Genomic DNA, 25550 nt, shown 5'->3' with positions numbered 1-25550 from the left:
CATGGATGACTCAGACTACCTGCGCCTGCTTACCATCCAGGCGGAGCAAGCCAATGCCTTTCTCTCCAACGCCCGCAAGTGGGAGCGGGAGCGTTGGGTGTGCCAACGCCTGTTGCAGGGGCTGAACATCCCCTACCGCAGCGAGGACTTCACCCCGGCCGGGCAGGAACCACCAGACGTGCTGTTCCGCGACGCGGCTTTCGAGGTGTTTTTCGTGCTCGACGAGGGCCGCCGGCTCAACGATGAATGGCGCGAAGAACTGCAGCGCCGGCGCAGTGCGTTTTCCCTGGCGCAGCTGGTACGCCGCGAAGCGCGCCCGCGGCGCATCAGTGCCACCGAGCTGCTGGGGCGCCTGGCGCCGACCTTGCGCAAGAAGGCGCACAACTACCGGGAGCGCGGGCTGGAGCTGAACGAGCTGGACATCATTGCCTTCGCCAGCCTCAAGCGCGAAGTGCTCGACCTCAACACCCACTTCCCGCCGCCCACCGAATACCTGCGCCAGGGCTGGCGCTCGCTGTCGCTGGTGGGGCCGACCTTTGCCCGGGTGCTGTTCGCCCACCCCGACGCGCCGGACTTCCTGCGTGGCAACCTGGGCCGCAGCATTGTTTTCGATGTGGGCATCAGTCTTTGATCCACTGCAGCGAGTGTTTGCGATGGCGTACACTCGGCGCCAGAGATAGAAAGCCTTATCATTTGTTTCAAGCGCTTGCGTGAACGCTGTAGCGTTTACGCAGTCACAAACGTCTACCTGACGAGGCCCCACCATGACCAGCCGCCTGAATCCGGAAGATCAGCGTCGTGTCGATGAGTATCTGCGAGCCCCCCAGCACCAAGTCGAGCGCAGGCCCTTCCGGCCGTGGCTGCTCCTTGTGCTGGTGGTGGCCGTGACCATCGGGTTGGGTCTCATCAGCCGCCTGCTCAGTGGACTGGTGCTATGAGCTGCTTCGCGCTCGCCCTCCCCTCGTGCAGTTTGCGGCCGGCCCCCGGGGCCACGAATTCCGTAAACCTTATGAGATATCCCCATGACTCATCGCATCGTGATTGTCGGCGGCGGCGCCGGCGGCCTGGAACTGGCGACCCGCCTGGGTAAAAGCCTGGGCAAGCGCAAGCAGGCCGAAATCACCCTGGTCGACGCCAACCTCACGCACATCTGGAAACCGCTGCTGCACGAAGTGGCCGCCGGCTCGCTGAACTCCTCGGAAGACGAACTGAACTACGTGGCCCAGGCCAAGTGGAACCACTTCAACTTCCAGCTGGGGCGCATGAGCGGCCTGGACCGTGAAGGCAAACAGATTCAACTGGCCGCCACCCTCGATGAAGAGGGCCGCGAGCTGCTGCCTGCGCGCACCCTGGGCTACGACACCCTGGTCATTGCCGTGGGTTCCAACACCAACGACTTCGGCACCCTGGGCGCGGCGCAGCACTGCCTGTTCCTCGACACCCGCAAGCAGGCCGAGCGTTTCCACCAGCAGTTGCTCAACCACTACCTGCGTGCCCATGCCGGTGATGTGGCCAGCGAGAAAATCAGCGTGGCCATCGTCGGTGCCGGTGCCACCGGTGTGGAACTGGCAGCCGAACTGCACCACGCGGCGCACGAACTGGCGGCCTATGGCCTGGACCGCATCCAGCCCAAGGACATGCACATCACCATTATCGAGGCGGGCCCGCGCGTTTTGCCGGCGCTGCCAGAGCGCATCAGCGTACCGGTGCACAAGACCCTGGAAAAACTCGGGGTGAAGGTGATGACCAACGCCGCCGTCAGTGAAGTGACCGAGGATGGTCTGAAAACCAAAGACGGTGAAGTGATCCAGGCCAGCCTGAAGGTGTGGGCCGCAGGTATCCGTGCGCCGGGTTTCCTCAAGGACATCGATGGCCTGGAAACCAACCGCATCAACCAGCTGGTGGTGCGCCCTACCCTGCAGACCACCCGCGACGACAACATCTTTGCCTTCGGTGACTGCGCCGCCTGCCCGCAACCGGGTAGCGACCGCAACGTGCCGCCACGCGCCCAGGCGGCGCACCAGCAGGCTTCGATGCTGGCGCAGAGTTTGAAGGCGCGACTGGAGAACAAGCCGCTGCCGACCTATGAGTACAAGGACTACGGTTCGCTGGTGTCGCTGTCACGCTTCTCGGCGGTGGGCAACCTGATGGGTAACCTGATGGGCAGCGTGAAGCTTGAAGGGTGGCTGGCGCGGATGTTCTATGTGTCGCTGTACCGGATGCACCAGATGGCGTTGTACGGGTTCTTCCGCACGGCGTTGATGATGCTGGGTAGCAAGATTGGCCGGGGTACCGAGCCTAGGTTGAAGTTGCACTGACACTGAAGATTGCCGGGGGCGCTTTGCGCCCCTTTCGCGATACAAGGCCGCTCCCACAAACGACCGCGCGCAATGCAGGCTCACAATTCTGCCAGGCAAAAAAAAGGGCATCTCATTGGAGATGCCCTTTTTTTCATGGTGGGTCGTGTAGGATTCGAACCTACGACCAATTGGTTAAAAGCCAACTGCTCTACCAACTGAGCTAACGACCCGGAAATGGTCGGGGTGAGGGGATTCGAACTCCTGACATCCTGCTCCCAAAGCAGGCGCGCTACCGGACTGCGCTACACCCCGTGATACTTAAAGAAAAAGGGCATCTCGCTTGAGATGCCCTTTTTACATGGTGGGTCGTGTAGGATTCGAACCTACGACCAATTGGTTAAAAGCCAACTGCTCTACCAACTGAGCTAACGACCCGGAAAATGGTCGGGGTGAGGGGATTCGAACTCCTGACATCCTGCTCCCAAAGCAGGCGCGCTACCGGACTGCGCTACACCCCGAGATTGGCTCCGCGACCTGGACTCGAACCAGGGACCCAATGATTAACAGTCATTTGCTCTACCGACTGAGCTATCGCGGAACTGAACTTCGGTACATCTTTACAGCTTCGAAGCTTGTGTTAGCTTCGGTCTCTTTGGCTATCCGCTTTCGCGTTGCAGCTGCTGAGGCCGGCTATTCTACATTCTTCGTTTTGCTTGTCAACCACTTTTTTTCATTCAACTTACTGATTTGTAAGTTGTTTTGCGGTCACCGGTGTTGCTGGTGATTCGCTTAGTGCCTGACAACGCGGCGTATATTAGGGGCACTCGATTTTAGATGCAAGCAAAAATTTCAAAAATTTCAGCAAGTTATCCAGGAAGGCTGGAAAGACCCGGATTTGCTGGGGCTGTGCCGGCCTCTTCGCGGGTAAACCCGCTCCCACAGGTACTGCACAGGCCTTTGAGCGGTAGGTAATCCTGTGGGAGCGGGTTTACCCGCGAAGGGGCCGGCACAGGCAAAAAAAAGCCCCGCAGATGCGGGGCTCATGGTGCAACAAATCAGCCAAAGACGATTTCGTCGCCTTCCACCTTGGCGGTAATCGCCGTCCCCGGCATGAACTTGCCTGCCAGGATCAACTGCGCCAGCGGGTTTTCGATCCAGCGCTGGATCGCACGCTTCAGCGGCCGTGCGCCGTACACCGGGTCGTAACCCACGGCAATCAGCTTGTCCAACGCCTCCGGGCTCAGGCTCAGCGACAGTTCGCGCTCCAGCAGGCGGCTGCGCAGGCGGCCCAGCTGGATTTCGGTAATGCCGGCAATCTGCTCACGGCCCAGCGGCTCGAACACCACCACTTCGTCGATACGGTTGATGAACTCCGGACGGAAGTGCGAACCCACCGCATCCATCACCGCCGCACGCTGTGCCTCGCGGTCACCCACCAGTTCCTGGATCTGCGCCGAGCCCAGGTTGGAGGTCATCACGATCACGGTGTTGCGGAAGTCCACGGTGCGCCCGTGGCTGTCGGTCAGGCGGCCGTCTTCCAGCACCTGCAGCAGCACGTTGAACACATCCGGGTGGGCCTTCTCCACCTCGTCCAGCAGCACCACCGAGTATGGCTTGCGCCGTACCGCCTCGGTCAGGTAACCGCCCTCTTCATACCCGACATAGCCTGGTGGGGCGCCGATCAGGCGAGCCACGGAATGCTTCTCCATGAACTCGGACATGTCGATGCGCACCATCGCCTCTTCGGTGTCGAACAGGAACTCGGCCAGCGCCTTGCACAGCTCGGTCTTGCCCACCCCGGTCGGGCCAAGGAACATGAACGAACCACTCGGCCGGTTCGGGTCGGACAGCCCGGCACGCGAACGGCGCACGGCGTTGGCCACGGCGGTTACCGCCTCGCTCTGGCCGATCACGCGCTGGTGCAGCAGCTCTTCCATCTTCAGCAGCTTTTCACGCTCGCCTTCGAGCATCTTGGCCACCGGAATACCGGTCCACTTCGACACCACTTCGGCAATTTCTTCCTCGGTGACCTTGTTGCGCAGCAACTGGTTCTCGGTCTTGCCGTGCTGGTCGACCATCTGCAGGCTGCGCTCCAGGTCCGGGATCACCCCGTACTGCAGCTCGGCCATGCGGCTCAGGTCGCCTTTGCGACGGGCGGTTTCCAGCTCCTGGCGGGCCTGTTCGATCTTTTGCTGGATCTGCGCCGAGCCTTGCACCTCGGCCTTCTCGGAGGCCCAGATTTCTTCCAGGTCGGCGTATTCACGCTCCAGCCGCTCGATTTCCTCGGTCAGCTTCTCCAGGCGTTTTTTCGCCGCTTCGTCTTCTTCCTTCTTCAGCGCCTGCGATTCCACCTTCAGCTGGATCAGGCGACGGTCGAGGCGGTCGAGCACTTCCGGCTTGGAGTCGATCTCCATACGGATGCGGCTGGCCGCTTCGTCGATCAGGTCGATGGCCTTGTCCGGCAGCTGGCGGTCGGTGATGTAGCGGTGGCTGAGCTTGGCCGCAGCGATGATGGCGCCGTCGGTGATGGCCACCTTGTGGTGCACTTCATAGCGCTCTTTCAGGCCACGCAGGATGGCGATGGTATCTTCCTCGCTCGGCTCCTCGACCAGCACCTTCTGGAAGCGGCGCTCCAGGGCTGCGTCCTTCTCGATGAACTGGCGGTACTCGTTCAGCGTGGTGGCACCAACGCAGTGCAGCTCGCCACGGGCCAGGGCCGGCTTGAGCATGTTGCCGGCGTCCATGGCGCCCTCGCCTTTGCCGGCGCCGACCATGGTGTGCAGTTCGTCGATGAACAGGATGATCTGCCCTTCCTGCTTGGACAGCTCGTTCAGCAGGCCTTTGAGGCGTTCTTCGAACTCACCACGGTACTTGGCACCGGCAATCAGCGCGCCCATGTCCAGCGCCAGCAGGCGCTTGCCCTTCAGGCCGTCGGGCACTTCACCATTGATGATGCGCTGGGCCAGGCCTTCGGCGATGGCGGTTTTACCTACGCCTGGCTCACCGATCAGCACCGGGTTGTTCTTGGTACGGCGTTGCAGCACCTGCACGGTACGGCGGATTTCGTCGTCACGGCCGATCACCGGGTCCAGCTTGCCTTCTTCGGCACGCTTGGTCAGGTCGACGGTGTACTTGTCCAGCGCCTGGCGCGATTCCTCGGCATTGGCGTCGTTGACGGCCGCGCCGCCACGCAGGTTGTTGATGGCGTTTTCCAGGGCTTTCTTGCTCACGCCCTGGCCCAGCAACAGCTTGCCGAGCTTGCTGTTCTCGTCCATGGCGGCCAGCAGCACCAGCTCGCTGGAAATGAACTGGTCGCCCTTCTGCTGGGCCAGGCGGTCGGCCTGGTTGAGCAGGCGCGCCAGGTCCTGCGACATGTTCACGTCGCCGGTGGGGTTCTGGATTTTCGGCAGCTGGTCGAGTTCTTTCACCAGCGCCTGGCGCAGGCTGTTGATGTCGAAGCCCACCTGCATCAGCAGCGGCTTGATCGAACCGCCCTGCTGTTCGAGCAGTGCCTGCAACAGGTGCACGGGCTCGATGGCGGGGTGGTCCATGCCAACGGCCAGGGATTGGGCATCGGATAATGCAAGCTGCAGCTTGCTGGTCAAACGGTCTATTCGCATGGGGTACCTTCCTTTAAAGGGCAGGTCGGAGCGATGGACAGCGCCTGTTTATGAAGAAACCTGCCTGAGATGACTTTATAGATAAGGCTGATTCTGGAAGATTCAAGCGTAGCGGGGTTGACCGAAGTCAACCTGTTGGGTTGGCGCCGGGCCATTCGCGGGCGAACCCGCTCCCACAGGTCCTGCACCGCTCTCAAGGCCTGTGATTAGCCTGTGGGAGCGGGTTTACCCGCGAAGAGGCCGGTACAGGGCTAGCGCGGTTCCAGCCACACCAGGGAAGCAAAACGCCCACCCTGCGGGGTACGCCGATAGGAGAAGAACCGCTCATCGCTGACCGTGCACAAGCCACCGCCATGAACAGCAGTCACCCCACGCGCCGCCAAACGGATACGCGCCAGCTCATAGATGTCGGCCATCAGCTTGCCCGGCCGGGCACCATCGACAAACGCCCTGCCCGCCTCCGGGTGCACCGCCGTAAAGGCGTCACGCACTTCCAGCCCCACTTCGAACGCCTGCGGGCCAATCGCCGGCCCCAACCACACCAGCACCTCTTCGGGCGGCAGTGCCAGGCGATCCAGGGTGGCTTCCAGCACACCACCGGCCAGCCCACGCCAGCCAGCATGCGCCGCCGCCACGCGGGTACCGGCCCGGTCGCAGAACAGCACAGGCAGGCAATCGGCAGTCATCACGGTGCAGGCGATGCCAGGCTGGTCGGTCCAGCTGGCATCAGCCTCGGCCACCACGGCCGGATTGGCATCCGCCACCACCAGCCCGTGCACCTGCTTGAGCCAGGCCGGCTGGATGGCGAATTCGTCGCTCAGGCGACGGCGGTTCTCGGCCACCGCGGCAGGGTCGTCCCCTACATGGTCACCAAGGTTGAAGGTTTCATAGGGCGGCAGGCTGATACCGCCCTGGCGGGTGGTGACACAGGCGCGCACCGAGGCCGGAGCAGGCCAGTCGGGGAACAGCAGCGACTGCGTCAGGCCACTCATCCGATAAAGCTCTCGCGGTCCTGGTTCAGCAGCGACAGCAACCAGACGAAGTCATCCGGCAGCGGCGATTCCCACTTCATGACTTCACCGGTAATCGGGTGAGCCAATGCCAGGAAGCGTGCATGCAGTGCCTGGCGCGGGAAGGTTTTCACCGCCTCGACCATGGTCGGGCTGGCGGCCGGCGGAATGCGGAAGCGCCCGCCGTAGGTCTGGTCGCCGACCAACGGGAAGCCAACGTGAGCCATGTGCACGCGAATCTGGTGGGTACGGCCGGTTTCCAGCTTGACCCGCACGTGGGTGTGCGAGCGGAAGCGCTTGAGCACACGGTAGTGGCTGACCGCCGGCTTGCCGCCGTCAGTGACCGCCATGCGCTGGCGCATGCCGCCGTGGCGGCCGATCGGGGCATCGATCTTGCCGCCGGCAGTGACCACGCCAATCACGATGCACTCATAGATGCGGCTGACCTTGCGCGCCTGCATCTGCTCGACCAGCCGGGTCTGCGCCTGCAAGGTCTTGGCCACTACCATCAGGCCGGTGGTGTCCTTGTCCAGGCGGTGGACGATACCGGCGCGCGGTACGTTGACGATGTCAGGCACGTGGTGCAGCAGTGCATTGAGCAATGTCCCGCTGGCATGCCCGGCGGCCGGGTGCACAACCAGCCCGGCAGGCTTGTTGATCACCATGATATGGTCGTCTTCGTAGACGATATCCAGCTCGATATCTTCGGCGACCCACTCGCCCTGGGCCTCTTGCTCGGCCTCCAGGACAAGTTGCGAGCCACCATAGACGAGGTCTCGAGGGCGCACCACGGCACCATCGACCGTCAGGCGGCCTTCTTTGATCCACGAAGTCAGCCGGGAACGCGAGTACTCGGCGAACAATTGGGCGGCGACCTGGTCGAGGCGTTGACCGCCCAGTTCGGACGGCACCTCTGCGCTAAGTTGAATGATCTCGGACATGCTCGATTCGGCGGGCGCACAGCCTTTGGTTTCGGCTGCGAGCTTGTGGTTAAATACGACTTCTTTTGTCCCGGGGTTGGCCGGGGCGCTCATCATAACAGGACGGCACCGCCCAAGACAGCGGCCGTCAAAGGGACGCAAGCCGCCATGCAAGTGAAACACCTGCTGCTGATCGCCATCCTCGGGCTCACCGCGGCCTGTTCCTCCAATAAAGAAGTGATTGACGAGAACCTCAGCGAGGCCGAGCTGTACCAGCAGGCGCAAGCTGACCTGGACAATTCCAGCTACACCAGTGCCGTGAACAAGCTCAAGGCCCTGGAGTCGCGCTACCCGTTCGGCCGCTATGCCGACCAGGCGCAGCTCGAGCTGATCTACGCCAACTACAAGAACGCCGAGCCCGAGGCTGCCAAGTCGGCCGCCGAGCGCTTCATCCGCCTGCACCCGCAGCACCCGAACGTCGACTACGCCTACTACCTCAAGGGCCTGACCTCGTTCGACCAGGACCGTGGCCTGGTGGCGCGCTTCCTGCCGCTGGACATGACCAAGCGTGACCCGGGTGCCGCACGCGACTCGTACAACGAGTTCGCCCAGCTGACCAGCCGCTTCCCCAACAGCCGTTACGCGCCCGACGCCAAGCAGCGCATGATCTACCTGCGCAACCTGCTGGCCTCGTACGAAATCCATGTGGCCGACTACTACCTGAGCCGCCAGGCCTATGTAGCCGCTGCCAACCGTGGCCGCTACGTGGTGGAGAACTTCCAGGAAACCCCATCGGTCGGCGACGGCCTGGCGGTGATGGTCGAGGCGTACCAGAAGATGCACCTGGACGAACTGGCCGCCACCAGCCTGGAAACCCTCAAGCTCAACTACCCGGACCACCCGAGCCTGGTCGATGGCGAATTCCAGCCCAAGCAGACCGAGTCTGACGGCCGCGGCTGGCTGTCCAAGGCCACCCTGGGCCTGATCGAAACCGACACCCCGCTGCCGCCGGGCGAAACCCGCGCCAACCAGGACGTGGTCAAGCAGTTCCAGGACGCACGCGACGAGATGCCGCGTGAGCTGCTGCCGACAGACGAGAACGGTGACCCGATCGTGCCGGAAGGGCCGAAGGAAGCCGAGAAGGACCGCTCCTGGTTCAGCTACATGACCTTTGGTCTGTTCGACTGATACGCAGCGGTACATGAAAGGGAGGCCTTGGGCCTCCCTTTTTTATTGGCCGCGTCCTAGACTGTCGGCTTCTTCAACCGACAAGCTGGACACCATGGTTCGCCTACTTTTCTGGATCGCCCTGATCGCCGCCGCGTTCTGGCTGTGGCGCAAGTTCAAAGCCAGCCAACAGTCGCACCCCGAGGCCAAGCTGGATGCGCCGCTGAAGATGGTGCGCTGCGCCCATTGCGGCGTGCACCTGCCCAATGACCGTGCGCTGCAGCAGGGCAACGAGTGGTATTGCAGCCAGGCACACCTGCAGCAAGGGCCTGGCCGCCAAGACTGAATTCAGATCTCCACTGGCCTCTTCGCGGGTAAACCCGCTCCCACAGGGATTGCACAGTTTTCGAAACCTGTGATGTACCCGCGAAGAGGCCCTCAGCCCAGCCGCCCGGCTGGCGCATACGGCGCCGGGTCAATGATCGGCGCTGCCCCGGTAAGCAGGTCGGTAAACAGCTGACACGAAGCCGGCGCCAGCACCAGCCCGTTGCGGTAATGCCCGCAGTTCAGCCACAACCCCGCATGCCCCGGCACCGGCCCGATGTACGGAATACCTTCCGGCGAACCTGGCCGCAGCCCGGCCCAATGCGCCACCACCGTGGCCCCCTCAAGTTCAGGCAACAACTCCACCGCCGACGCCTTCAGGCTTTCCAGCGCCTCCTCGGTCGGGGTCTTGTCATAACCGGCATGCTCCAGCGTGCTACCCACCAGAATATGCCCGTCACGCCGCGGGATCGCATAGCGCCCCTTGGCCAACACCATGCTCGGCAGGAAGTCTTCGGCACACTTGAACAAAATCATCTGGCCCTTCACCGGCTCCACCGGCAGCTCAAGGCCAAGCGTGCGCAGCAGGTCGCCACTCCAGGCACCGGCACTGAGCACCACCTCATCCGCCGCCAGCACGCCGTCTGCCGTCTGCACACCGGTCACGCGACCGCCTTCCTGGACGAAGCCGGTAATCTGGCAGTGCTCACGCAAGGTCACGTTGGGCAACGCCAGCAATGCCGCCTTGAGCGACTTCACCAGGCGCGGGTTGCGCACGTTGGCCACGCCAGCCATGTAGATGGCCCGCTTGAAGCCCGGGCCCAGCACCGGCACCGCGTCATAGGCCGCCGAGATATCCACGGCACTCAGCGGCCGCTGCTCACGCTCGGCCCAGGCCAGCGCTTCGGCCTCGTCGTCCAGGTCGAGCCAGTAAAGGCCGGTGGTGTGCACTTCGGGGTCGACGCCGGTGCTGGCGAACAAGCGCTCGCCCAGCTGTGGATAAAAGTCTTGCGACCAGTGTGCCAAGGCGGTCACGGCCGGGCTGTAGCGCCACGGGTACAGCGGCGAGACGATGCCACCGCCGGCCCAGGACGATTCGCGGCCGACTTCACCCTGATCACACACCACCACCTGCCCGACCTTGGCCGCCAGGTTGAATGCCGTCAGCAGGCCGATCACCCCGCCGCCGACCACCACTACTTGCTTGCTCATCTGTCGATCCAACACCTGAAGTAAATCCGCGATGCACCGGGCATCATTCAACCTTCAGCTTCCCCAGCAGTGCTCGCTGCCGGCAACGGCCCCCGGATTGCGCTGCACGCCGGCCTGGTCGAGCTGGAAATCGCCACAGCGGTCCTGCGCCATCAGCCCGCTCGGCAGCCGCCGGGCGCGCAGCGTGAAGGTGTCGCTGTCGCGCCGGGCCTGCAGGCTGTAATAGCGGGTACCGTCGGGCAAGGCCGGGTCGCCCTCGGCGTATTGGCCAGTGCGCAGGCGGTGGCGCTCCAGGCGCAGGGCGGCATCATGCAGCAGGCCAACCACTTCGCTGCGCGCGGCTCGCCGTAGCTGGTCGCTGTAACTGGGGTAGGCAATGGCTGCCAGAATGCCGGTCACGGCCAGCACAATCAACAACTCGATCAGGCTCAAGCCTTGCTGCATGTCAGTCTCCTCGCAATCTTTGCCGCCAGGTGATGCGCCGGGTTGTGTCGCCGGCCACGGCGTAGACGGCTTCCAGTACATGGCGTGACTGGGTTTGCCGGCTGACGGCAGTTATCCGGAACAGGGTGACCTGCTGCCCTTCCGGCATGTGTGCGGCGCGAGTACTGGGTCCCAGGTTCTGTATATGGAAGTAACCGGATGCCGTGTGCTGCCACTGCCCCGGCAGATCATGCGGCCGGGTTGGCGGAAGGCACGCTGTGCATGGATCAGGGGATGCCCGCTCAAGCTCGCTCGCCCCTGTCTGCAAGGTGGCCTCAGCCTCTTCAAATGCCAGCAGGCCATCGTGCATGTCGCCGGCCATGCGTGTTTCAACCACGGCTTCGCGCAGGGCCGAGGTCGTCAGCAAACCTAGCAGCAGGCTCAACACCAACGCCAACAGCAACACGACACCGTGTTGACGCTTCATGGCCCCGGTACCGGGTTGCGCAACGCCACGCTCAGTGCATGACGTTGTTCGATCCTGAGCGTGGGCTCGTATAACGTCAGGGCGATATCCACTCGCTCTCCCTGCGACGTTTGCACACGTTCGAAACGCGCCGCTCGCACATTCTCCACCAACGGCTGAAAGCTTGTTCCTCGCTTGAACTTCAGCACATTGCCCTGAAGCTGATAAACGTACTTGCTGATGGGGTACGCCAACGGGTATCGCTCATCGCGCTCTGCTTGCACGACCACCTTCTCGATACAGTCCGTCTGCAAAAGCCAGTCACTCTTGCCAGCCTGTCCCGGCAACTCCGCCACCACCAGGCTCAGGGTACTGGTATCAACTTCCAGCGGGCGGGCGAATGCCTGCTGTGCGCTCGCGGCCTTGAAGTCACCTGGCGCGATCCGCAGGCAACCAAACATCCCCGCCATGCGGATATCCTGCGCCATGCGCAGCAATGCCAGCCGCGCCTCATCCTGCATGCGCACTGCCGTACGTTGCAGGCGCCAAGCCTGGTGAGCAGAGGCAAAGAGCTGGCTGGCCGCCGCCAGCAACATCACCCCGATGGACAGCGCCAGCGTCAGCTCGAGCAAGCCGAAACCACCCTGGAGGCGCCTCACCGCCTGCTCCGTTCACGCTCACTGTGCGCTGCCAACGCCGCCTGCCCTTCGCGGTGTGCGCTGTCGGTAGCCTGCAATGCCTGCAGTAGCAGCCCTGCCGCTGCAAACACGCCCACGGCCACGACCACCATTGCCAACAGCACCTCCAGCAGCGTCATGCCCCATTGCCTTGCGCGCATCCCTGCACCTCCTGCGACTTTTCCCGCAATTGCATTGAACCCGGGCGACTGGACCGCTGGTCCAACGACCGTGAAGCTACAGCCAAGCACTTCCAGGGAGGAATGCACGGTGAAGCAACGAGGTGTAACACTGATTCAAATGTTGTCGGCCTTGGCGGTGGCCATGTTGCTGACGCAGCTCGGCATGCCGGCCTACGCCAGGTTGAGCGATGACCTGCACAGGGCGGCGGCCGCCCGTGACCTGGCACAGGCGCTGCGCAGTGCGCGCAGCCATGCCGTGCTGCAAAGCCAGCCGGTACTGGTGCAGGCGTTGGACGGTAATTGGGGGAATGGTTGGCGGGTGGTGCTGGAGCATAACCAGCAGGTGCTGCGCGAGCAGCGTCTTTCACGGCCGCTGAAGATCACGAGTAATCGCGGTGTGCAGCTGAAATTCAGTGCGCAAGGGGTGCCGCTGGGGCAAAACCAAAATTGGCTTGCTTCAACGATGGAGGTTTGCGAGCGCTTGACTGCAACCAGCCAGTATCAAGTGGTGATGGCATCCACTGGCAGGGTCAGGGTACTCACGGGAGAGCCAAAAAACTCCCAATGCACTTCCAGCTAGCATGCGCGGTCGCTGTGGGAGCGGCCCCTTCGCGACACAAGGCCGCTCCCACATAAAACAGCCCCCAGGTGCGGGCCGTGTCAGATCAGCGACCGAACCCGCAGCTCTTTGGGCATGGAGAAGGTGATGTTCTCTTCCCGCCCATCCAGCTCTTCAGCGCCGCTGGCGCCCCAGGCCTTGAGCTGCTCGATCACGCCACGCACCAGCACTTCGGGGGCCGAAGCACCGGCGGTGATGCCGATCCGCGCCGCCTGGTCGAACCAGCCACGTTGCAGGTCTTCGGCACCGTCGATCAGGTAAGCCGGGGTGCCCATGCGCTCGGCCAGCTCGCGCAGGCGGTTGGAGTTGGAGCTGTTCGGGCTGCCGACCACCAGTACCACGTCGCACTCGTCCGCCAGTTGCTTGACCGCGTCCTGGCGGTTCTGGGTGGCGTAGCAGATGTCGTCCTTGCGCGGGCCGCCAATGTTCGGGAAGCGTGCACGCAGGGCGTCGATGACGCGGCTGGTGTCGTCCATCGACAGCGTGGTCTGGGTGACGAATGCCAGGTGGTCCGGGTCTTTCACCTGCAGGTTGGCAACATCCTCCTCGTCTTCGACGAGGTAGATGGCGCCGCCGTTGCTGGCGTCATACTGGCCCATGGTGCCTTCGACTTCCGGGTGCCCCTCGTGGCCGATGAGGATGCACTCACGGCCGTCGCGGCTGTATTTGGCCACTTCGATGTGCACCTTGGTCACCAGCGGGCAGGTGGCATCGAACACTTTCAGGCCACGGCCAGCGGCTTCCTGGCGCACGGCCTGGGAAACGCCGTGGGCACTGAAAATGACGATGACATCGTCCGGCACCTGGTCCAGCTCTTCGACGAAGATGGCACCACGGTTGCGCAGGTCTTCCACCACGAACTTGTTGTGCACCACTTCGTGACGCACATAGATCGGCGGGCCGAAGACTTCCAGCGCGCGGTTGACGATCTCGATCGCCCGGTCGACCCCCGCGCAGAAGCCGCGAGGGTTGGCGAGTTTGATTTGCATGCTCGGCTCCAGGCTTACAGGGCCTTCACCTCGAGGATCTCCACCTCGAAGGTCAGGGTCTTGCCAGCCAGTGGGTGATTGAAGTCGATGGTCACCTGGTCGTCATCGAACGCTTTGACCACACCCGGCAGCTCGGTGTTGGCGGCGTCGTTGAAGATGATCAACAGCCCTTCGGACAACTCCATGCCCTGGAACTGGGACCGCGGCATGACTTGCACGTTCTGCGGGTTGGGCTGGCCGAAGGCGTTCTCCGGGGCCACCACGACGGTGCGCTTGTCACCGCCCTTGAAGCCGAACAGGGCGTTCTCGAAACCTGGCAGCAGGTTGCCATCGCCGACCTTGAAGGTGGCTGGGGCCTTGTCGAACGTGCTGTCTACGGTGTCGCCGTTTTCCAGGTGCAGCGCGAAGTGCAGGGTGACTTCGGTGTTCTGGCCGATACGGGTGTCAGTCATGGACCGGATCCTCGGACTTCTTGCTCTTGAACATATCCAGCGCCAGCATCACCGCACCAACGGTGATGGCGCTGTCGGCCAGGTTGAAGGCCGGGAAGTAATGGCGGTTCTGCCAGTGCACCAGGATGAAGTCGACCACATGGCCGAGCACGACGCGGTCGTACAGGTTGCCGATCGCGCCACCCAGCACCAGCGCCAGCGCCACGGCCAGCCAGGTTTCGTTGCGCCCCAGGCGCTTGAGCCACACCACCAGCACGGCACTGACCACCACGGCGATCAGGGCGAACAGCCAGCGCTGCCAGCCGGAGCTTTCCGCCAGGAAGCTGAAGGCCGCGCCCGTGTTGTAGGCCAGAGTCCAGCTGAAGTAGTCAGGGATCACGACAATCTGCTGGTACATGGTCAGGGCGTTGTTGAAATACAGCTTGGTGGCCTGGTCGAGGACCAGTACCACCAGGCTCAGCCAAAGCCATGCAAGGCGCCCGAAGCGCCCCGCTGCAGGGTTAGGCATAGTGGCGCACCTCGCCGGAACCGCTCAGGTTGTCGACACAACGACCGCAGATTTCCGGGTGCTCCGGGTGGCTGCCGACGTCGGCGCGGAAGTGCCAGCAGCGGCCGCACTTGGCGTGACCGGACTTGACCACTTGCAGCTTGAGGCCTTCGACTTCGGTGGCCACGGCTTCGGCCGGTGCCTGTGCGAATGGCACTACGCTGGCGGCCGAGGTGATCAGCACGAAACGCAGTTCGTCGCCCAGCTTGCCCAGGTCGGCGCTCAGGCCTTCGTCGGCGTACAGGGTGACTTCGGCCTGCAGGTTGCCGCCGATGACCTTGGCGGTACGCTGGTTTTCCAGCTCCTTGTTGACCGCGGCTTTGACGGCCATCACGCGGTCCCAGTAGGCGCGGTCCAGCTCGGTACCTTCCGGCAGCTCGGTCAGGCCCTGGTACCAGCCGTTGAGCATCACCGACTCGTTGCGCTCGCCCGGCAGGTACTGCCAGATTTCATCGGCGGTGAACGCCAGAATCGGCGCGATCCAGCGCACCAGTGCCTCGCTGATGTGGTACAGCGCGGTCTGGCAGGAACGGCGGGCGACACTGTTGGCGCCGGTGGTGTACTGGCGGTCCTTGATGATGTCGAGGTAGAAGCCACCCAGCTCCTGCACGCAGAAGTTGTGGATCTTCGAGTAGACGTTCCAGAAGCGGTATTCGCCGTAGTGCTCTTCCAGCTCGCGCTGCAGCAGCAGGGTACGGTCCACCGCCCAGCGGTCCAGGGCGATCATCTCTTCCGGCTTGAGCAGGTCGCGGGCCGGGTCGAAGCCGGACAGGTTGGACAGCAGGAAGCGTGCAGTGTTGCGGATACGGCGGTAGGCGTCGGCGCTGCGCTGCAGGATCTGCTCGGAAACGGCCATTTCACCGGAGTAGTCGGTGGCGGCTACCCACAGGCGCAGGATGTCGGCACCCAGGGTGTTGTTGACCTTTTCCGGCTCGATGGTGTTGCCCAGCGACTTGGACATCTTGCGGCCGTTCTCGTCCACGGTGAAGCCGTGGGTCAGCAGCTCGCGGTACGGCGCGTGGCCGTCAATGGCGCAACCGGTCAGCAAGGACGAGTGGAACCAGCCGCGGTGCTGGTCGGAACCTTCCAGGTACAGGTCGGCACGCGGGCCGGTGGCGTGGCCGATGTCGTGCGAACCACGCAGCACGTGCCAGTGGGTGGTACCCGAGTCGAACCACACGTCCAGGGTGTCGGTGATCTTGTCGTACTGCTCGGCTTCAGCGCCCAGCAGTTCGGCGGCGTCCAGCTTGAACCAGGCCTCGATGCCTTCCTGTTCGACGCGCTTGGCCACGGCTTCCATCAGTTCGACGGTGCGCGGGTGCAGCTCGCCGGTCTGCTTGTGCAGGAAGAACGGGATCGGCACGCCCCAGTTGCGCTGACGCGAGATGCACCAGTCCGGGCGGTTGGCGATCATCGAATGCAGGCGCGCCTGGCCCCAGGCCGGGACGAACTTGGTGTCCTCGATGGCTTTCAGCGCGCGCTCACGCAGCGGCTCGCCAGTGGTCGGCTGCTTGTCCATGCCCACGAACCACTGCGCGGTAGCGCGGTAGATCAGCGGGGTCTTGTGGCGCCAGCAGTGCATGTAGCTGTGGCTGATGGTTTCGGTGTGCATCAGCGCGCCGACTTCGCTCAGCTTCTCGACGATGGCCGGGTTGGCCTTCCAGATGAACTGGCCGCCGAAGAAGGGCAGCGACTCGACATACACGCCGTTGCTCTGCACCGGGGTGAGGATCTCGTCGTTGACCATGCCGTAGCGCTTGCAGGTGACGAAGTCGTCTTCACCGTAGGCTGGCGAGGAGTGCACCACGCCGGTACCGGCGCCCAGTTCGACGTAGTCGGCCAGGTAGACTGGCGACAGGCGGTCGTAGAACGGGTGGCGGAAGTTGATCAGTTCCAGCGCCGAGCCCTGGGCGGTGGCGACGACCGAGCCTTCCAGGCTGTAGCGCTTGAGGCACGACTCGACCAGCTCTTCGGCCAGTACCAGCAGGCGCTCGCCGGTGTCGACCAGGGCGTACTTGAACTCCGGGTGGATGTTCAGCGCCTGGTTGGCCGGGATGGTCCACGGGGTGGTGGTCCAGATCACGATGGCGGCCGGCTTGGCCAGCGAAGCCAGGCCGAAGGCAGCGGCCAGCTTGGCCTCATCGGCAACCGGGAAGGCAACGTCGATGGTCTGCGATTTCTTGTCGGCGTACTCGACTTCGGCCTCGGCCAGGGCCGAACCGCAATCGAAGCACCAGTTCACCGGCTTCAGGCCCTTGAACACGAAGCCTTGCTTGACCATTTCGGCCAGGGCGCGGATTTCGCCGGCCTCGTTGGCGAAGTTCATGGTCTTGTACGGGTTGTCCCAGTCACCCAGCACGCCCAGGCGGATGAACTCGGTCTTCTGCCCTTCGATCTGCTCGGCGGCGTACTCGCGGCACAGCTCGCGTGTGCGGTCGGCGGACAGGTGCTTGCCGTGGGTGACCTCGACCTTGTGCTCGATCGGCAGGCCATGGCAGTCCCAGCCCGGCACATACGGTGCATCGAAGCCGGCCAGGGTCTTGGAACGGACGATCATGTCCTTGAGGATCTTGTTCAGCGCATGACCGATGTGAATCTTGCCGTTGGCATAGGGCGGGCCGTCGTGCAGGACGAACTTGGGACGATCCTTGCCAATTTCGCGCAGCTTCTGGTACAGGCCAATGCTGTCCCAGCGCTGCAGGATCTGCGGTTCGCGCTGAGGCAGGCCGGCCTTCATGGGGAAGGCGGTGTCCGGAAGGTTAAGCGTGGCTTTGTAGTCGGTCATTTCAGGCTCTTCGTTAGCGGTTGAGCGTGCCAATGTGCACGTGCGGCGGCGATATCCGCATCGATCGCCGACTTCAGCGCCTCCAGGGAGGCGAATCGCTGCTCTTCACGCAGCTTGTGGTGGAACTCCACCGTCAGGCGCCGGCCATACAGGTCGCCGGCATAGTCCAGCAGATGAATTTCCAGGTGCGGGCGCCCGTCACCGGTCACGGTGGGACGCACGCCGATATTGCCGACACCCGGCCAGGCCTTGCCGTCGATTTCGATGCTGGCCAGGTAGACCCCGGACAGCGGCACGCGGCGGCGCTTGAGCTGGATGTTGGCGGTAGGTGTGCCGAGCTGGCGGGCCAGCTTCTGGCCATGCAGCACGCGGCCGGTGATGCGGTACGGGCGGCCCAACAGGTGCTCGGCCAGCTCGAAGTTGCCTTCGGACAGGGCCTTGCGCACTTCGGTGCTGCTGACCCGCAGGCCATCCTGGATCACCGTGTTGGCGGCCTCGACGGTGAAACCGTACTGCTCGCCGGCGCCAACCAGGAAGGCAAAGTCGCCGGCGCGGTCGCAGCCGAAGCGAAAGTCATCGCCCACTTCGAGGTGGCGTACACCCAGGCCGTCGACCAGGATGGCCTTGACGAAGGCGTCGGCGCTGAGTTTGCTCAGGCGCTGGTTGAATGCCAGGCACAGCACCCGGTCGATGCCTTCGGCCGCCAGCAGCTCGATCTTGTCGCGCAGGCGGGCCAGGCGGGCCGGTGCGGTGTCGGGGGCGAAGTACTCGCGTGGTTGCGGTTCGAAGATCACCACGCAGGTCGGCAGGCCCAAAGCCTGGCCGCGCTCGCGCAGGCGCGCCAGGATCGCCTGGTGGCCGCGGTGAACCCCGTCGAAGTTGCCAATGGTGGCGACACAGCCCCGGTGCTCGGGGCGCAGGTTGTGAAGACCTCGAACCAGCTGCATAACGCGCTTCTTGCTCATAAAGTGGCCGATTATAACCACACCCGGGCGCCGGTGACAGGCAGCAGCGCCCAAGGGCGGCGTGGAATGCGAAAAACCGACGCCTGACCCGCCCGATGCCTCAGTGCAAGGCCTTGCGGGCGAAATGCCGGGGCCGGAAGCCGCACAGGTACAGGCAGCCGAAATAGGTCACGACGCCCGCCAGCACCAGAGCCCCCAGACGCACCAGGCGCTCGAGCATGTTGCCCTGCTCCCAGGCCGGCAGGAAATGCATGCCGGCCAGCAATACCGCCGACATCAGCCCCACCGCCAGCACCAGCTTGAGCAGGAACATCGCCCAGCCTGGCTGCGGCTGGAACAGCTGCTGGCTGCGCAGCTTCCAGAACAGCAGGCCGGCGTTCAGGCAGGCCCCCAGGCTGATCGCCAGGGCCAGGCCGGCATGCGCGAGCGGACCGATCAGGGCCAGGTTGAACAGTTGGGTGCAGACCAGGGTGAATACCGCGATCTTCACCGGTGTACGGATATTCTGCTGCGCATAGAAGCCGGGTGCCAGTACCTTGACCAGAATGATCGCCAGCAAGCCCACGGAATAGGCGATCAGCGCCCGCTGGGTCATGGCTGCGTCGACAGCGGTGAACTTGCCGTACTGGAACAGCGCCACGGTCAATGGCTCGGCGAGGATGGCCAGGGCCAGGGTGCAGGGCAGCACCAGCAGGAAGCACAGGCGCAGGCCCCAGTCGAGGATCCGCGAGTATTCTTCGCGGTCCTTGTTGGCGTAGGTCTTGGCCAGGGTCGGCAGCAGTATGGTACCCAAGGCAACGCCCAGCACGCCGGAAGGCAGCTCCATGAGGCGGTCGGCGTAGTACATCCACGACACCGAGCCAGCCACCAGGAAGGAGGCAAAGATGGTGTTGATGATCAGCGAGATCTGGCTCACCGACACCCCGAGGATCGCCGGCAACATCTGCTTGAGTACCCGCCACACGCCGGCATCGCGCAGGTTCAGGCGTGGCAGCACGAGCATGCCGATCTTCTTCAACGCTGGCAGCTGGTACAGCAACTGCGCCAGGCCACCGGCCAGCACGCCCCAGGCCAGGGCCATGATCGGCGGGTCGAAATACGGCGTGAGCAGCACGGCGAAGGCGATCATCGCCACGTTCAGCAGGGTCGGGGTAAAGGCCGGCACCGAGAAACGGTTCCAGGTATTGAGGATCGCCCCGGCCAGGGAGGACAGCGAGATCAGCAATATATAAGGAAAAGTCACCCGCAACAGGGCGGTGGTCAGCTCGTATTTCTCGGCGCTGTCGACAAAGCCCGGCGCGGTCGCCCACACCACCCACGGCGCCGCCAGGATGCCTACGGCGGTCACCAGCGCCAGAGCCAGGGTCAGCAGACCGCTGACATAGGCAACGAAGGTGCGGGTCGCCTCCTCGCCTTGCTGGGTCTTGTATTCGGCCAGGATCGGCACGAAGGCCTGGGAAAAAGCGCCCTCGGCAAAGATGCGCCGCAGCAGGTTGGGCAGCTTGAAGGCAATGAAGAAGGCATCGGTGGCGATGCCGGCGCCGAAAACACGCGCCAGGATGGTGTCGCGGACAAAGCCCAGCACCCGCGAAATCATGGTGATCGAGCTTACCGCAGCCAGGGATTTGAGCAGGTTCATCGAAAAGATTCACGCCAAGGGCAGAGGACGCTGCCAGACAGCATCCGAATGTGCGATACTCCCGCGCCTTCGCAGGGGAGCCAAAAATTCCCGAGTTTACAGGTCGCGCAGCAGAAAGGAATATTTCCCTCTTGTTGGCGCACCGCTCGGCGGAACCTTGCAGGTGGCCTTGACATCCGTTCGACTGATCGGCATGATTCGCGGCCTATTTTGTTTGCTATTTACCTAAAGTCTTTCGAGGAGCTCGACGGTGGCCAACACACCTTCCGCCAAGAAACGTGCAAAACAGGCTGAGAAGCGTCGCAGCCACAACGCCAGCCTGCGTTCCATGGTCCGCACCTACATCAAGAATGTAGTCAAAGCCATCGACGCAAAAGACGCCGAAAAAGCGCAAGCCGCTTACGTTCTGGCTGTGCCTGTAATCGACCGTATGGCCGACAAGGGCATCATCCACAAGAACAAGGCTGCTCGTCACAAAGGCCGTCTGAATGGCCACATCAAGGCGCTGAAAGAAGCTGCAGCTGCCTAAGCGACGCGCTAGTCGAAAAGCCGACCCTAGGGTCGGCTTTTTGTTGCCTGCGATTTGTGTTTGCGCCCCCTCGGTGGGGGCGGCCTTCTGTGGGAGCGGCCTTGCGACCCTTTCGCGACACAAGGCCGCTCCCACACAAAAAAGCAGGGCCATGTTTGGTAGCCCTGCCCTATGTTACTTGGCAATCTGAATCTTCGGCGCCCACTGCAGCCATTCATCCTCGGCCTTGTCGAACAAGGCAAAGGTCTGCTGCGGCCGTGCCGGGTTGCCCATCTGCTCGCCATCCGGCGTGGCGAAGGCGATACCGCCGTCGATCAGGGTCTCCACCGACTCGGTACGCACCGTAGCCCCCTTGAACAGTCCCCAGTCGAAACCAAAGCCGCTGCTGTTCCAGAAGCGGCTGCCGCTGCGCACCAAGGCTGCGTAGCGCGGCTCGATCAGGATATGGATCAGCACACGGTCAGCGCTCTGGCCCAACTCGAAGCCCGTCACCTTGCCCACCGCAACCTCACGGTAGGTCACCGGCACACCCGGCTTGATCGAGCCACGGCGCGGGGCGCTTAGCGTCAACGGCAGGCCGACTTCCGGCCCGGCCACCTGCGGGGCGTCGGCCAAGGCGATGAAATCGCGCTGCGGGCCGCGGTCCTTGGCTGCCGGCTGCACTTCCAGGTACTGCCCACCCACCAGGGTGTCGAGGTTCTGCGTGCGCACCAGGCCAAAGGCTGGCTTGACCACCCAGAACTGCGTACCGACGCGGGCGATACGGTCCGCCGCTTCGGTAATGCGCGCCCGCAGCAGCACCGCCTGCAGGTCATCGGTCAGGTCGACGCTCTCGATGCTGCCCACATCCAGGCCACGGAAGCGAATCGCCGTGCCCGGCTTGAGGCCATCGGCCCGGTCCACACGAATGGTGATCAACGTCCCTGCACGGTTGGCCGCCTCCTGGCTGTCATGCAGGCGGAAGCGTGGAATGTGGCGTTTGAGCTGCACATCGGGCCGCGGCGTGTCGAATGCGATACCACCTGCCATCAAGGTCTGCAGTGATTCACTCTTGATCTTGATGCCCGACAGGCCGCCCGTCAGGGTGATACCACTGACGTTCCAGAAGCGCGACGAACCATTGACCAGTTTTTCGTATTCCTTCTCGATATGCACACCGATCAGGATGCGGTTGCTGTGGCGGGCGAACTGGTAACTCTGCACGCTACCCACCTTCACCTGGCGGTACATCACCGGGCTACCGACCTCCAGCGAGCCCAGGGTGTCGGCGAACAACACCATGTGCAGGCCCGGTGCCTTGAGGTCGAGCGGTGGCGCCTTGGCGCGGGCCTCGAACTCACGCTCGGGCCGCGCCCCCTTCTCACCGGGGCGAATGGCGATGTAGTTACCTTTGACCAGCGCTTCCAGGCCGGTGATACCCGCCAGGGAAATAGACGGCTTGACCACCCAGAACTGCGTGCCCTCGACCAGATAGTCCTCGGCCAACGGGTCCAGCGTCAGCTCGGCCGATGCACTGGCCAGGTTGTCAGCCATCGTCAGGGCTTTCAGCGAGCCCACCTGGATACCCTTGTACATGACTGGTGTACGGCCGGCCTGCAGGCCCTCGTAGTCGCTCAGCTTCACCTTTACCCGAATACCGGCCTGGGCCGCATCGAAGTCCTCATACAGACGGAACGGCAGGTTCGAGTCGGTGGGTGGGCTGTCCTTGCGGTGCTCCGGCGTGGCAAAGGCGATACCACCGGCGACAATGCTCGACAGCGACTCGCTACGCACTTTCACGCCCGAAAGCGAGGCATCGATGCTGACGCCGCTGGCGTTCCAGAAACGCGTGTGCTTGCGCACCAGGCTGGCATAGGCCGGCTCGATGAAGACTTTGATCTCGACGGTGCTCTGGTCCTCGGACAGGCGGTAGCTTTTAACCCGGCCAACCTGGATCTGCTTGTAGAACACCGGGCTGTCACGGTTGAGCGAGCCCAGCCGCTCGGCTTTGAGGGTCAGGTGCAGGCCAGGCTCGGTGTCCGACAGCGGCGGCGCCACTTTCAAGGCGGTAAAGCGCTTGGTGCGCTCCCCTTCCCCCGGGCTGACGGCGATGTAGTTGCCTGACACCAGTGTCTCAAGGCCGGAAATACCCGCCAGGCTGACGCTCGGCTTCACCAGCCAGAAACGCGTACCTTTGGTCAGATGAGGCTCGGCAGCCTTGTTCATCTCGATGGTGGCGATCACCCCCTGGTTCTCACCCTTGGCGTCGAGCACCAGGCTTACGACCTTGCCAACCGGCATGCCCTTGTAGATAACCTCGGTCTTGTTGGCGACGATACCCTCGCCCGACTCGAAGCGGACTTCAATTTCCACACCGGCATCACGGTAAGCCTGCCACGCAAGCCAGCCACCAATCATCAAGGCGATCAAAGGCAGGATCCAGATGGCCGACCAGTTCGAGGCTGGGCGGGTTTTAGCCGTTGGCAGGTCACTCATGGTCGTCATCCGACTCCGTGTTATCCCAAATCAGTCGGGGATCGAAAGTTAAAGCGGCAAGCATTGTCAGGATCACCACAGTTGCAAAGGCGACAGCGCCCAGATTGGCTTCGACACTGGCTATTCGGCCGAAATTCACCACCGCCACCAGAATGGCAATGACGAAGATATCGAGCATGGACCAGCGCCCAATGAATTCGATGAAGCGGTACATCAATATCCGTTGGCGCGCCGAAAGCGGTTGCCGACGCTGAACGGAGTACAACAGCAAGCCAATGCCCACCAGCTTGAACGTGGGCACCAGGATACTGGCAATGAACACCACGGCAGCAATCGGCAACATGCCATGCTTGAGCAAGGTGATGACGCCGGACATGATCGTGTCGGGGCTGCCTTGGCCCAGGGTGCTCACGGTCATGATCGGCAGCATGTTGGCCGGGATGTACAGGATCGAAGCGGCAATCAGCAGCGCCCAGGTACGCGCGATGCTGTTCGGCCGACGGGCATGCACGATGGCGCCGCAGCGTGTACAGGTTTGTGAAGTGCTGTCTGGCTGTTGCCTGTTCAGCTCGTGACATTCATTGCAGACAAGAATGCCTGCATCAATCGCCCGCATGCAGGTCCTCCCCTGATAGCGCACTCCAGATCTGGTGCGGTGACATCACCACTTCGAGCCACACCTGGATCAATAACAGGCTGATGAAGCAGAACAGCCCCAGGCCCACGGTCAGTTCGGCCAGGTCCACCAGTTTGACGATGGCCACCAGCACGCCCATGAAATAGACCTCGAGCATGCCCCAGTCACGCAAGTGGTGATAGATGCGGTAGAACAGCAGGCCAAAGTTACGCCCCACGTTCAGGCGGATGCTCAATAGAACGAACAACTGGCAGAGCAGTTTTGCCAGGGGTATGGCCATGCTGCAGAGGAAGACCACCACGGCCACACCGCGCATTTCCGAGTTGTACAGGCCCAGCACGCCACTCCAGACGGTATCGTCCGATGTCTGGCCAAGCAGGTGCAGCTGCATGATTGGCAGAAAATTGGCTGGCACAAACAGCAGCAAGGCGGTGAGTACCAAGGCCAGGCTGCGATTGACCACATTGTGCCGATGGGCGTAGAGCTCGTAGCCGCAGCGCGGGCATTGGGCCTTCTCATCATGCTGGAGTACGGGCTTGCGCAGCAGCAGGTCGCATTCATGGCAAGCGACAAGCTCGTCCAGCGGCAACTGGGCCAGGGTTTCAGGTTCGACAGGATTGGGCATATAGCGCTTCTGGGTAGGTGCGTGGGCCTATTCTAGTGTTCTGGCTCGAATTGTGGGAGTTGTGGAGGTTGTGGGCGAGCACGCGAAACAGGCGACGCGGTGGATGGCACCGGCTTTGCCGGTGTTCGCGGGTGAACCCGCTCCCACAGGGGGCGCGTATGCCCGGGAGTTTTTGCGCCACAAAGACAAAACCCCTACCTGCATGCGCAGATAGGGGTTTTGCGAAATGAATCTTGACGATGACCTACTCTCACATGGGGAAACCCCACACTACCATCGGCGATGCATCGTTTCACTGCTGAGTTCGGGATGGGATCAGGTGGTTCCAATGCTCTATGGTCGTCAAGAAATTCTGTTGCCAGAATGTCCAGATGGACAGCCCAGCGAATTCGGATATGTGATCTTGTGAAGTTGCGAACTTTCGGTTCTTTCGTCTTCACCACCGCAATCTGCGCTAGCAAATTGCTTGGGTGTTATATGGTCAAGCCTCACGGGCAATTAGTATTGGTTAGCTCAACGCCTCACAGCGCTTACACACCCAACCTATCAACGTCGTAGTCTTCGACGGCCCTTTAGGGGATTCAAGATCCCAGTGAGATCTCATCTTGAGGCAAGTTTCCCGCTTAGATGCTTTCAGCGGTTATCTCTTCCGAACATAGCTACCCGGCAATGCCACTGGCGTGACAACCGGAACACCAGAGGTTCGTCCACTCCGGTCCTCTCGTACTAGGAGCAGCCCCTCTCAAATCTCAAACGTCCACGGCAGATAGGGACCGAACTGTCTCACGACGTTCTAAACCCAGCTCGCGTACCACTTTAAATGGCGAACAGCCATACCCTTGGGACCGGCTTCAGCCCCAGGATGTGATGAGCCGACATCGAGGTGCCAAACACCGCCGTCGATATGAACTCTTGGGCGGTATCAGCCTGTTATCCCCGGAGTACCTTTTATCCGTTGAGCGATGGCCCTTCCATACAGAACCACCG

24 protein-coding genes, 5 tRNA genes and 2 rRNA genes (1 of these 31 running past the window's edge) are annotated in these 25550 nt (G+C 62.7%); 7 read left to right on the top strand and 24 right to left on the bottom strand.

Annotation, left to right across the window (positions count from 1 at the left end; translation table 11 throughout):
• The first annotated feature begins 1 nt into the window (after position 1).
• From MKK04_RS03115 to MKK04_RS03105, 3 genes are all read left to right on the top strand, one after another.
• Positions 2-631, top strand: a complete 630-nt coding sequence (locus tag MKK04_RS03115; protein ID WP_013970766.1) for a DUF1780 domain-containing protein — start codon at positions 2-4, stop codon at positions 629-631.
• 133 nt (positions 632-764) lie between these two features.
• Positions 765-938 (top strand): DUF3094 family protein, encoded by a 174-nt coding sequence (locus MKK04_RS03110; protein WP_013970765.1) that lies wholly within the window; start codon positions 765-767, stop codon positions 936-938.
• Positions 939-1022: 84 nt separating this feature from the next.
• Positions 1023-2318 (top strand): NAD(P)/FAD-dependent oxidoreductase, encoded by a 1296-nt coding sequence (locus MKK04_RS03105; protein WP_063911149.1) that lies wholly within the window; start codon positions 1023-1025, stop codon positions 2316-2318.
• Between the two features lie 136 nt (positions 2319-2454).
• On the opposite strand, the gene MKK04_RS03100 is transcribed toward MKK04_RS03105, so the two are convergent.
• The 8 genes from MKK04_RS03100 to rluD form a co-directional block, all read right to left on the bottom strand.
• Positions 2455-2530 (bottom strand) — tRNA-Lys (locus MKK04_RS03100).
• A 5-nt stretch (positions 2531-2535) separates the two neighbouring features.
• A tRNA-Pro gene (locus MKK04_RS03095) sits at positions 2536-2612 on the bottom strand.
• Between the two features lie 47 nt (positions 2613-2659).
• Positions 2660-2735 (bottom strand) — tRNA-Lys (locus MKK04_RS03090).
• A 6-nt stretch (positions 2736-2741) separates the two neighbouring features.
• Positions 2742-2818 (bottom strand) — tRNA-Pro (locus tag MKK04_RS03085).
• A 4-nt stretch (positions 2819-2822) separates the two neighbouring features.
• Positions 2823-2898: transfer RNA gene (locus MKK04_RS03080), tRNA-Asn, on the bottom strand.
• Positions 2899-3355: 457 nt separating this feature from the next.
• Entirely contained in the window at positions 3356-5920 is a 2565-nt protein-coding gene (gene clpB / locus MKK04_RS03075) for an ATP-dependent chaperone ClpB (RefSeq protein WP_063911148.1), read from the bottom strand.
• 251 nt (positions 5921-6171) lie between these two features.
• The gene (gene pgeF / locus MKK04_RS03070; RefSeq protein ID WP_241106218.1) at positions 6172-6912 is read right to left on the bottom strand and encodes a peptidoglycan editing factor PgeF; all 741 of its coding nucleotides are present in this window, start codon (positions 6910-6912) and stop codon (positions 6172-6174) included.
• Positions 6909-7871 carry a 23S rRNA pseudouridine(1911/1915/1917) synthase RluD gene (gene rluD, locus MKK04_RS03065; protein ID WP_063911740.1) on the bottom strand — a complete coding sequence of 321 codons (963 nt, stop codon included), beginning with the start codon at positions 7869-7871 and terminating at the stop codon, positions 6909-6911. Before rluD ends, pgeF begins: the two co-directional genes overlap by 4 nt.
• A 147-nt stretch (positions 7872-8018) precedes the next feature.
• On the opposite strand from rluD, the gene MKK04_RS03060 reads away from it, so the two are divergent.
• Both MKK04_RS03060 and MKK04_RS03055 read left to right on the top strand, forming a co-directional pair.
• On the top strand, positions 8019-9038 hold the full coding sequence (locus tag MKK04_RS03060; protein ID WP_063911146.1) for an outer membrane protein assembly factor BamD: 1020 nt from the start codon (positions 8019-8021) through the stop codon (positions 9036-9038).
• A 94-nt stretch (positions 9039-9132) separates the two neighbouring features.
• A complete protein-coding gene (locus MKK04_RS03055; protein ID WP_013970760.1) occupies positions 9133-9363 on the top strand; it encodes a PP0621 family protein in 231 nt (76 codons plus the stop codon).
• 92 nt (positions 9364-9455) lie between these two features.
• Here MKK04_RS03055 and thiO read toward each other — a convergent pair whose 3' ends face one another.
• Genes thiO through MKK04_RS03030 form a run of 5 tightly spaced genes read right to left on the bottom strand, consistent with a single transcriptional unit; the run spans position 9456 to position 12280 of the window.
• Complete coding sequence (gene thiO / locus MKK04_RS03050) at positions 9456-10553, bottom strand: glycine oxidase ThiO (protein WP_241106217.1); 1098 nt, start codon at positions 10551-10553, stop codon at positions 9456-9458.
• Between the two features lie 54 nt (positions 10554-10607).
• Positions 10608-10997: a type IV pilin protein gene (locus tag MKK04_RS03045; protein WP_207835480.1), complete on the bottom strand. Its 390-nt coding sequence runs from the start codon at positions 10995-10997 to the stop codon at positions 10608-10610.
• A gap of 1 nt (position 10998) precedes the next feature.
• Positions 10999-11463 carry a pilus assembly PilX family protein gene (locus MKK04_RS03040; RefSeq protein ID WP_241106216.1) on the bottom strand — a complete coding sequence of 155 codons (465 nt, stop codon included), beginning with the start codon at positions 11461-11463 and terminating at the stop codon, positions 10999-11001.
• A complete protein-coding gene (locus MKK04_RS03035; RefSeq protein ID WP_241106215.1) occupies positions 11460-12101 on the bottom strand; it encodes a PilW family protein in 642 nt (213 codons plus the stop codon). Before MKK04_RS03035 ends, MKK04_RS03040 begins: the two co-directional genes overlap by 4 nt.
• Positions 12098-12280 (bottom strand): prepilin-type N-terminal cleavage/methylation domain-containing protein, encoded by a 183-nt coding sequence (locus MKK04_RS03030; protein WP_233693802.1) that lies wholly within the window; start codon positions 12278-12280, stop codon positions 12098-12100. The genes MKK04_RS03035 and MKK04_RS03030 overlap by 4 nt, the downstream gene beginning before the upstream one ends.
• A gap of 109 nt (positions 12281-12389) precedes the next feature.
• Between MKK04_RS03030 and MKK04_RS03025 the strand changes: the two genes are divergently transcribed.
• Complete coding sequence (locus MKK04_RS03025) at positions 12390-12881, top strand: GspH/FimT family pseudopilin (protein ID WP_233688123.1); 492 nt, start codon at positions 12390-12392, stop codon at positions 12879-12881.
• Positions 12882-12961: 80 nt separating this feature from the next.
• On the opposite strand, the gene ispH is transcribed toward MKK04_RS03025, so the two are convergent.
• The 6 genes from ispH to murJ all read right to left on the bottom strand — a co-directional run bounded on the left by ispH (position 12962) and on the right by murJ (position 20297).
• Positions 12962-13909, bottom strand: coding sequence for a 4-hydroxy-3-methylbut-2-enyl diphosphate reductase (ispH, locus tag MKK04_RS03020; RefSeq protein ID WP_087503395.1), 948 nt, complete (start codon positions 13907-13909; stop codon positions 12962-12964).
• 14 nt (positions 13910-13923) lie between these two features.
• The gene (gene fkpB, locus MKK04_RS03015) at positions 13924-14361 is read right to left on the bottom strand and encodes an FKBP-type peptidyl-prolyl cis-trans isomerase (protein ID WP_207835462.1); all 438 of its coding nucleotides are present in this window, start codon (positions 14359-14361) and stop codon (positions 13924-13926) included.
• Entirely contained in the window at positions 14354-14869 is a 516-nt protein-coding gene (gene lspA, locus MKK04_RS03010; RefSeq protein WP_233688124.1) for a signal peptidase II, read from the bottom strand. Before lspA ends, fkpB begins: the two co-directional genes overlap by 8 nt.
• A complete protein-coding gene (ileS, locus tag MKK04_RS03005) occupies positions 14862-17693 on the bottom strand; it encodes an isoleucine--tRNA ligase (RefSeq protein WP_241106214.1) in 2832 nt (943 codons plus the stop codon). Before ileS ends, lspA begins: the two co-directional genes overlap by 8 nt.
• On the bottom strand, positions 17690-18640 hold the full coding sequence (gene ribF, locus MKK04_RS03000; protein WP_207835440.1) for a bifunctional riboflavin kinase/FAD synthetase: 951 nt from the start codon (positions 18638-18640) through the stop codon (positions 17690-17692). The genes ileS and ribF overlap by 4 nt, the downstream gene beginning before the upstream one ends.
• 118 nt (positions 18641-18758) lie before the next feature.
• Positions 18759-20297: a murein biosynthesis integral membrane protein MurJ gene (murJ, locus tag MKK04_RS02995; RefSeq protein ID WP_207835438.1), complete on the bottom strand. Its 1539-nt coding sequence runs from the start codon at positions 20295-20297 to the stop codon at positions 18759-18761.
• Positions 20298-20547: 250 nt separating this feature from the next.
• Between murJ and rpsT the strand changes: the two genes are divergently transcribed.
• Positions 20548-20826, top strand: coding sequence for a 30S ribosomal protein S20 (gene rpsT, locus MKK04_RS02990; protein ID WP_003247625.1), 279 nt, complete (start codon positions 20548-20550; stop codon positions 20824-20826).
• A 174-nt stretch (positions 20827-21000) separates the two neighbouring features.
• Here rpsT and MKK04_RS02985 read toward each other — a convergent pair whose 3' ends face one another.
• The 5 genes from MKK04_RS02985 to MKK04_RS02965 all read right to left on the bottom strand — a co-directional run.
• Positions 21001-23301: a PqiB family protein gene (locus tag MKK04_RS02985; protein ID WP_207835435.1), complete on the bottom strand. Its 2301-nt coding sequence runs from the start codon at positions 23299-23301 to the stop codon at positions 21001-21003.
• Positions 23294-23917: a paraquat-inducible protein A gene (locus tag MKK04_RS02980; protein ID WP_241106783.1), complete on the bottom strand. Its 624-nt coding sequence runs from the start codon at positions 23915-23917 to the stop codon at positions 23294-23296. Before MKK04_RS02980 ends, MKK04_RS02985 begins: the two co-directional genes overlap by 8 nt.
• Positions 23904-24563, bottom strand: coding sequence for a paraquat-inducible protein A (locus tag MKK04_RS02975; RefSeq protein WP_207835425.1), 660 nt, complete (start codon positions 24561-24563; stop codon positions 23904-23906). Before MKK04_RS02975 ends, MKK04_RS02980 begins: the two co-directional genes overlap by 14 nt.
• A 231-nt stretch (positions 24564-24794) precedes the next feature.
• A 5S ribosomal RNA gene (rrf, locus tag MKK04_RS02970) occupies positions 24795-24910 on the bottom strand.
• A gap of 130 nt (positions 24911-25040) precedes the next feature.
• Positions 25041-25550: ribosomal RNA gene (locus MKK04_RS02965) — 23S ribosomal RNA — on the bottom strand; it runs 2382 nt beyond the window's last position.

The organism is Pseudomonas sp. LS.1a, assembly GCF_022533585.1.
Classification (GTDB): Bacteria; Pseudomonadota; Gammaproteobacteria; order Pseudomonadales; family Pseudomonadaceae; genus Aquipseudomonas.
The sequence above is the reverse complement of the archived record's forward strand: the minus strand, read 5'-3'. Positions and strand labels throughout refer to the sequence as shown.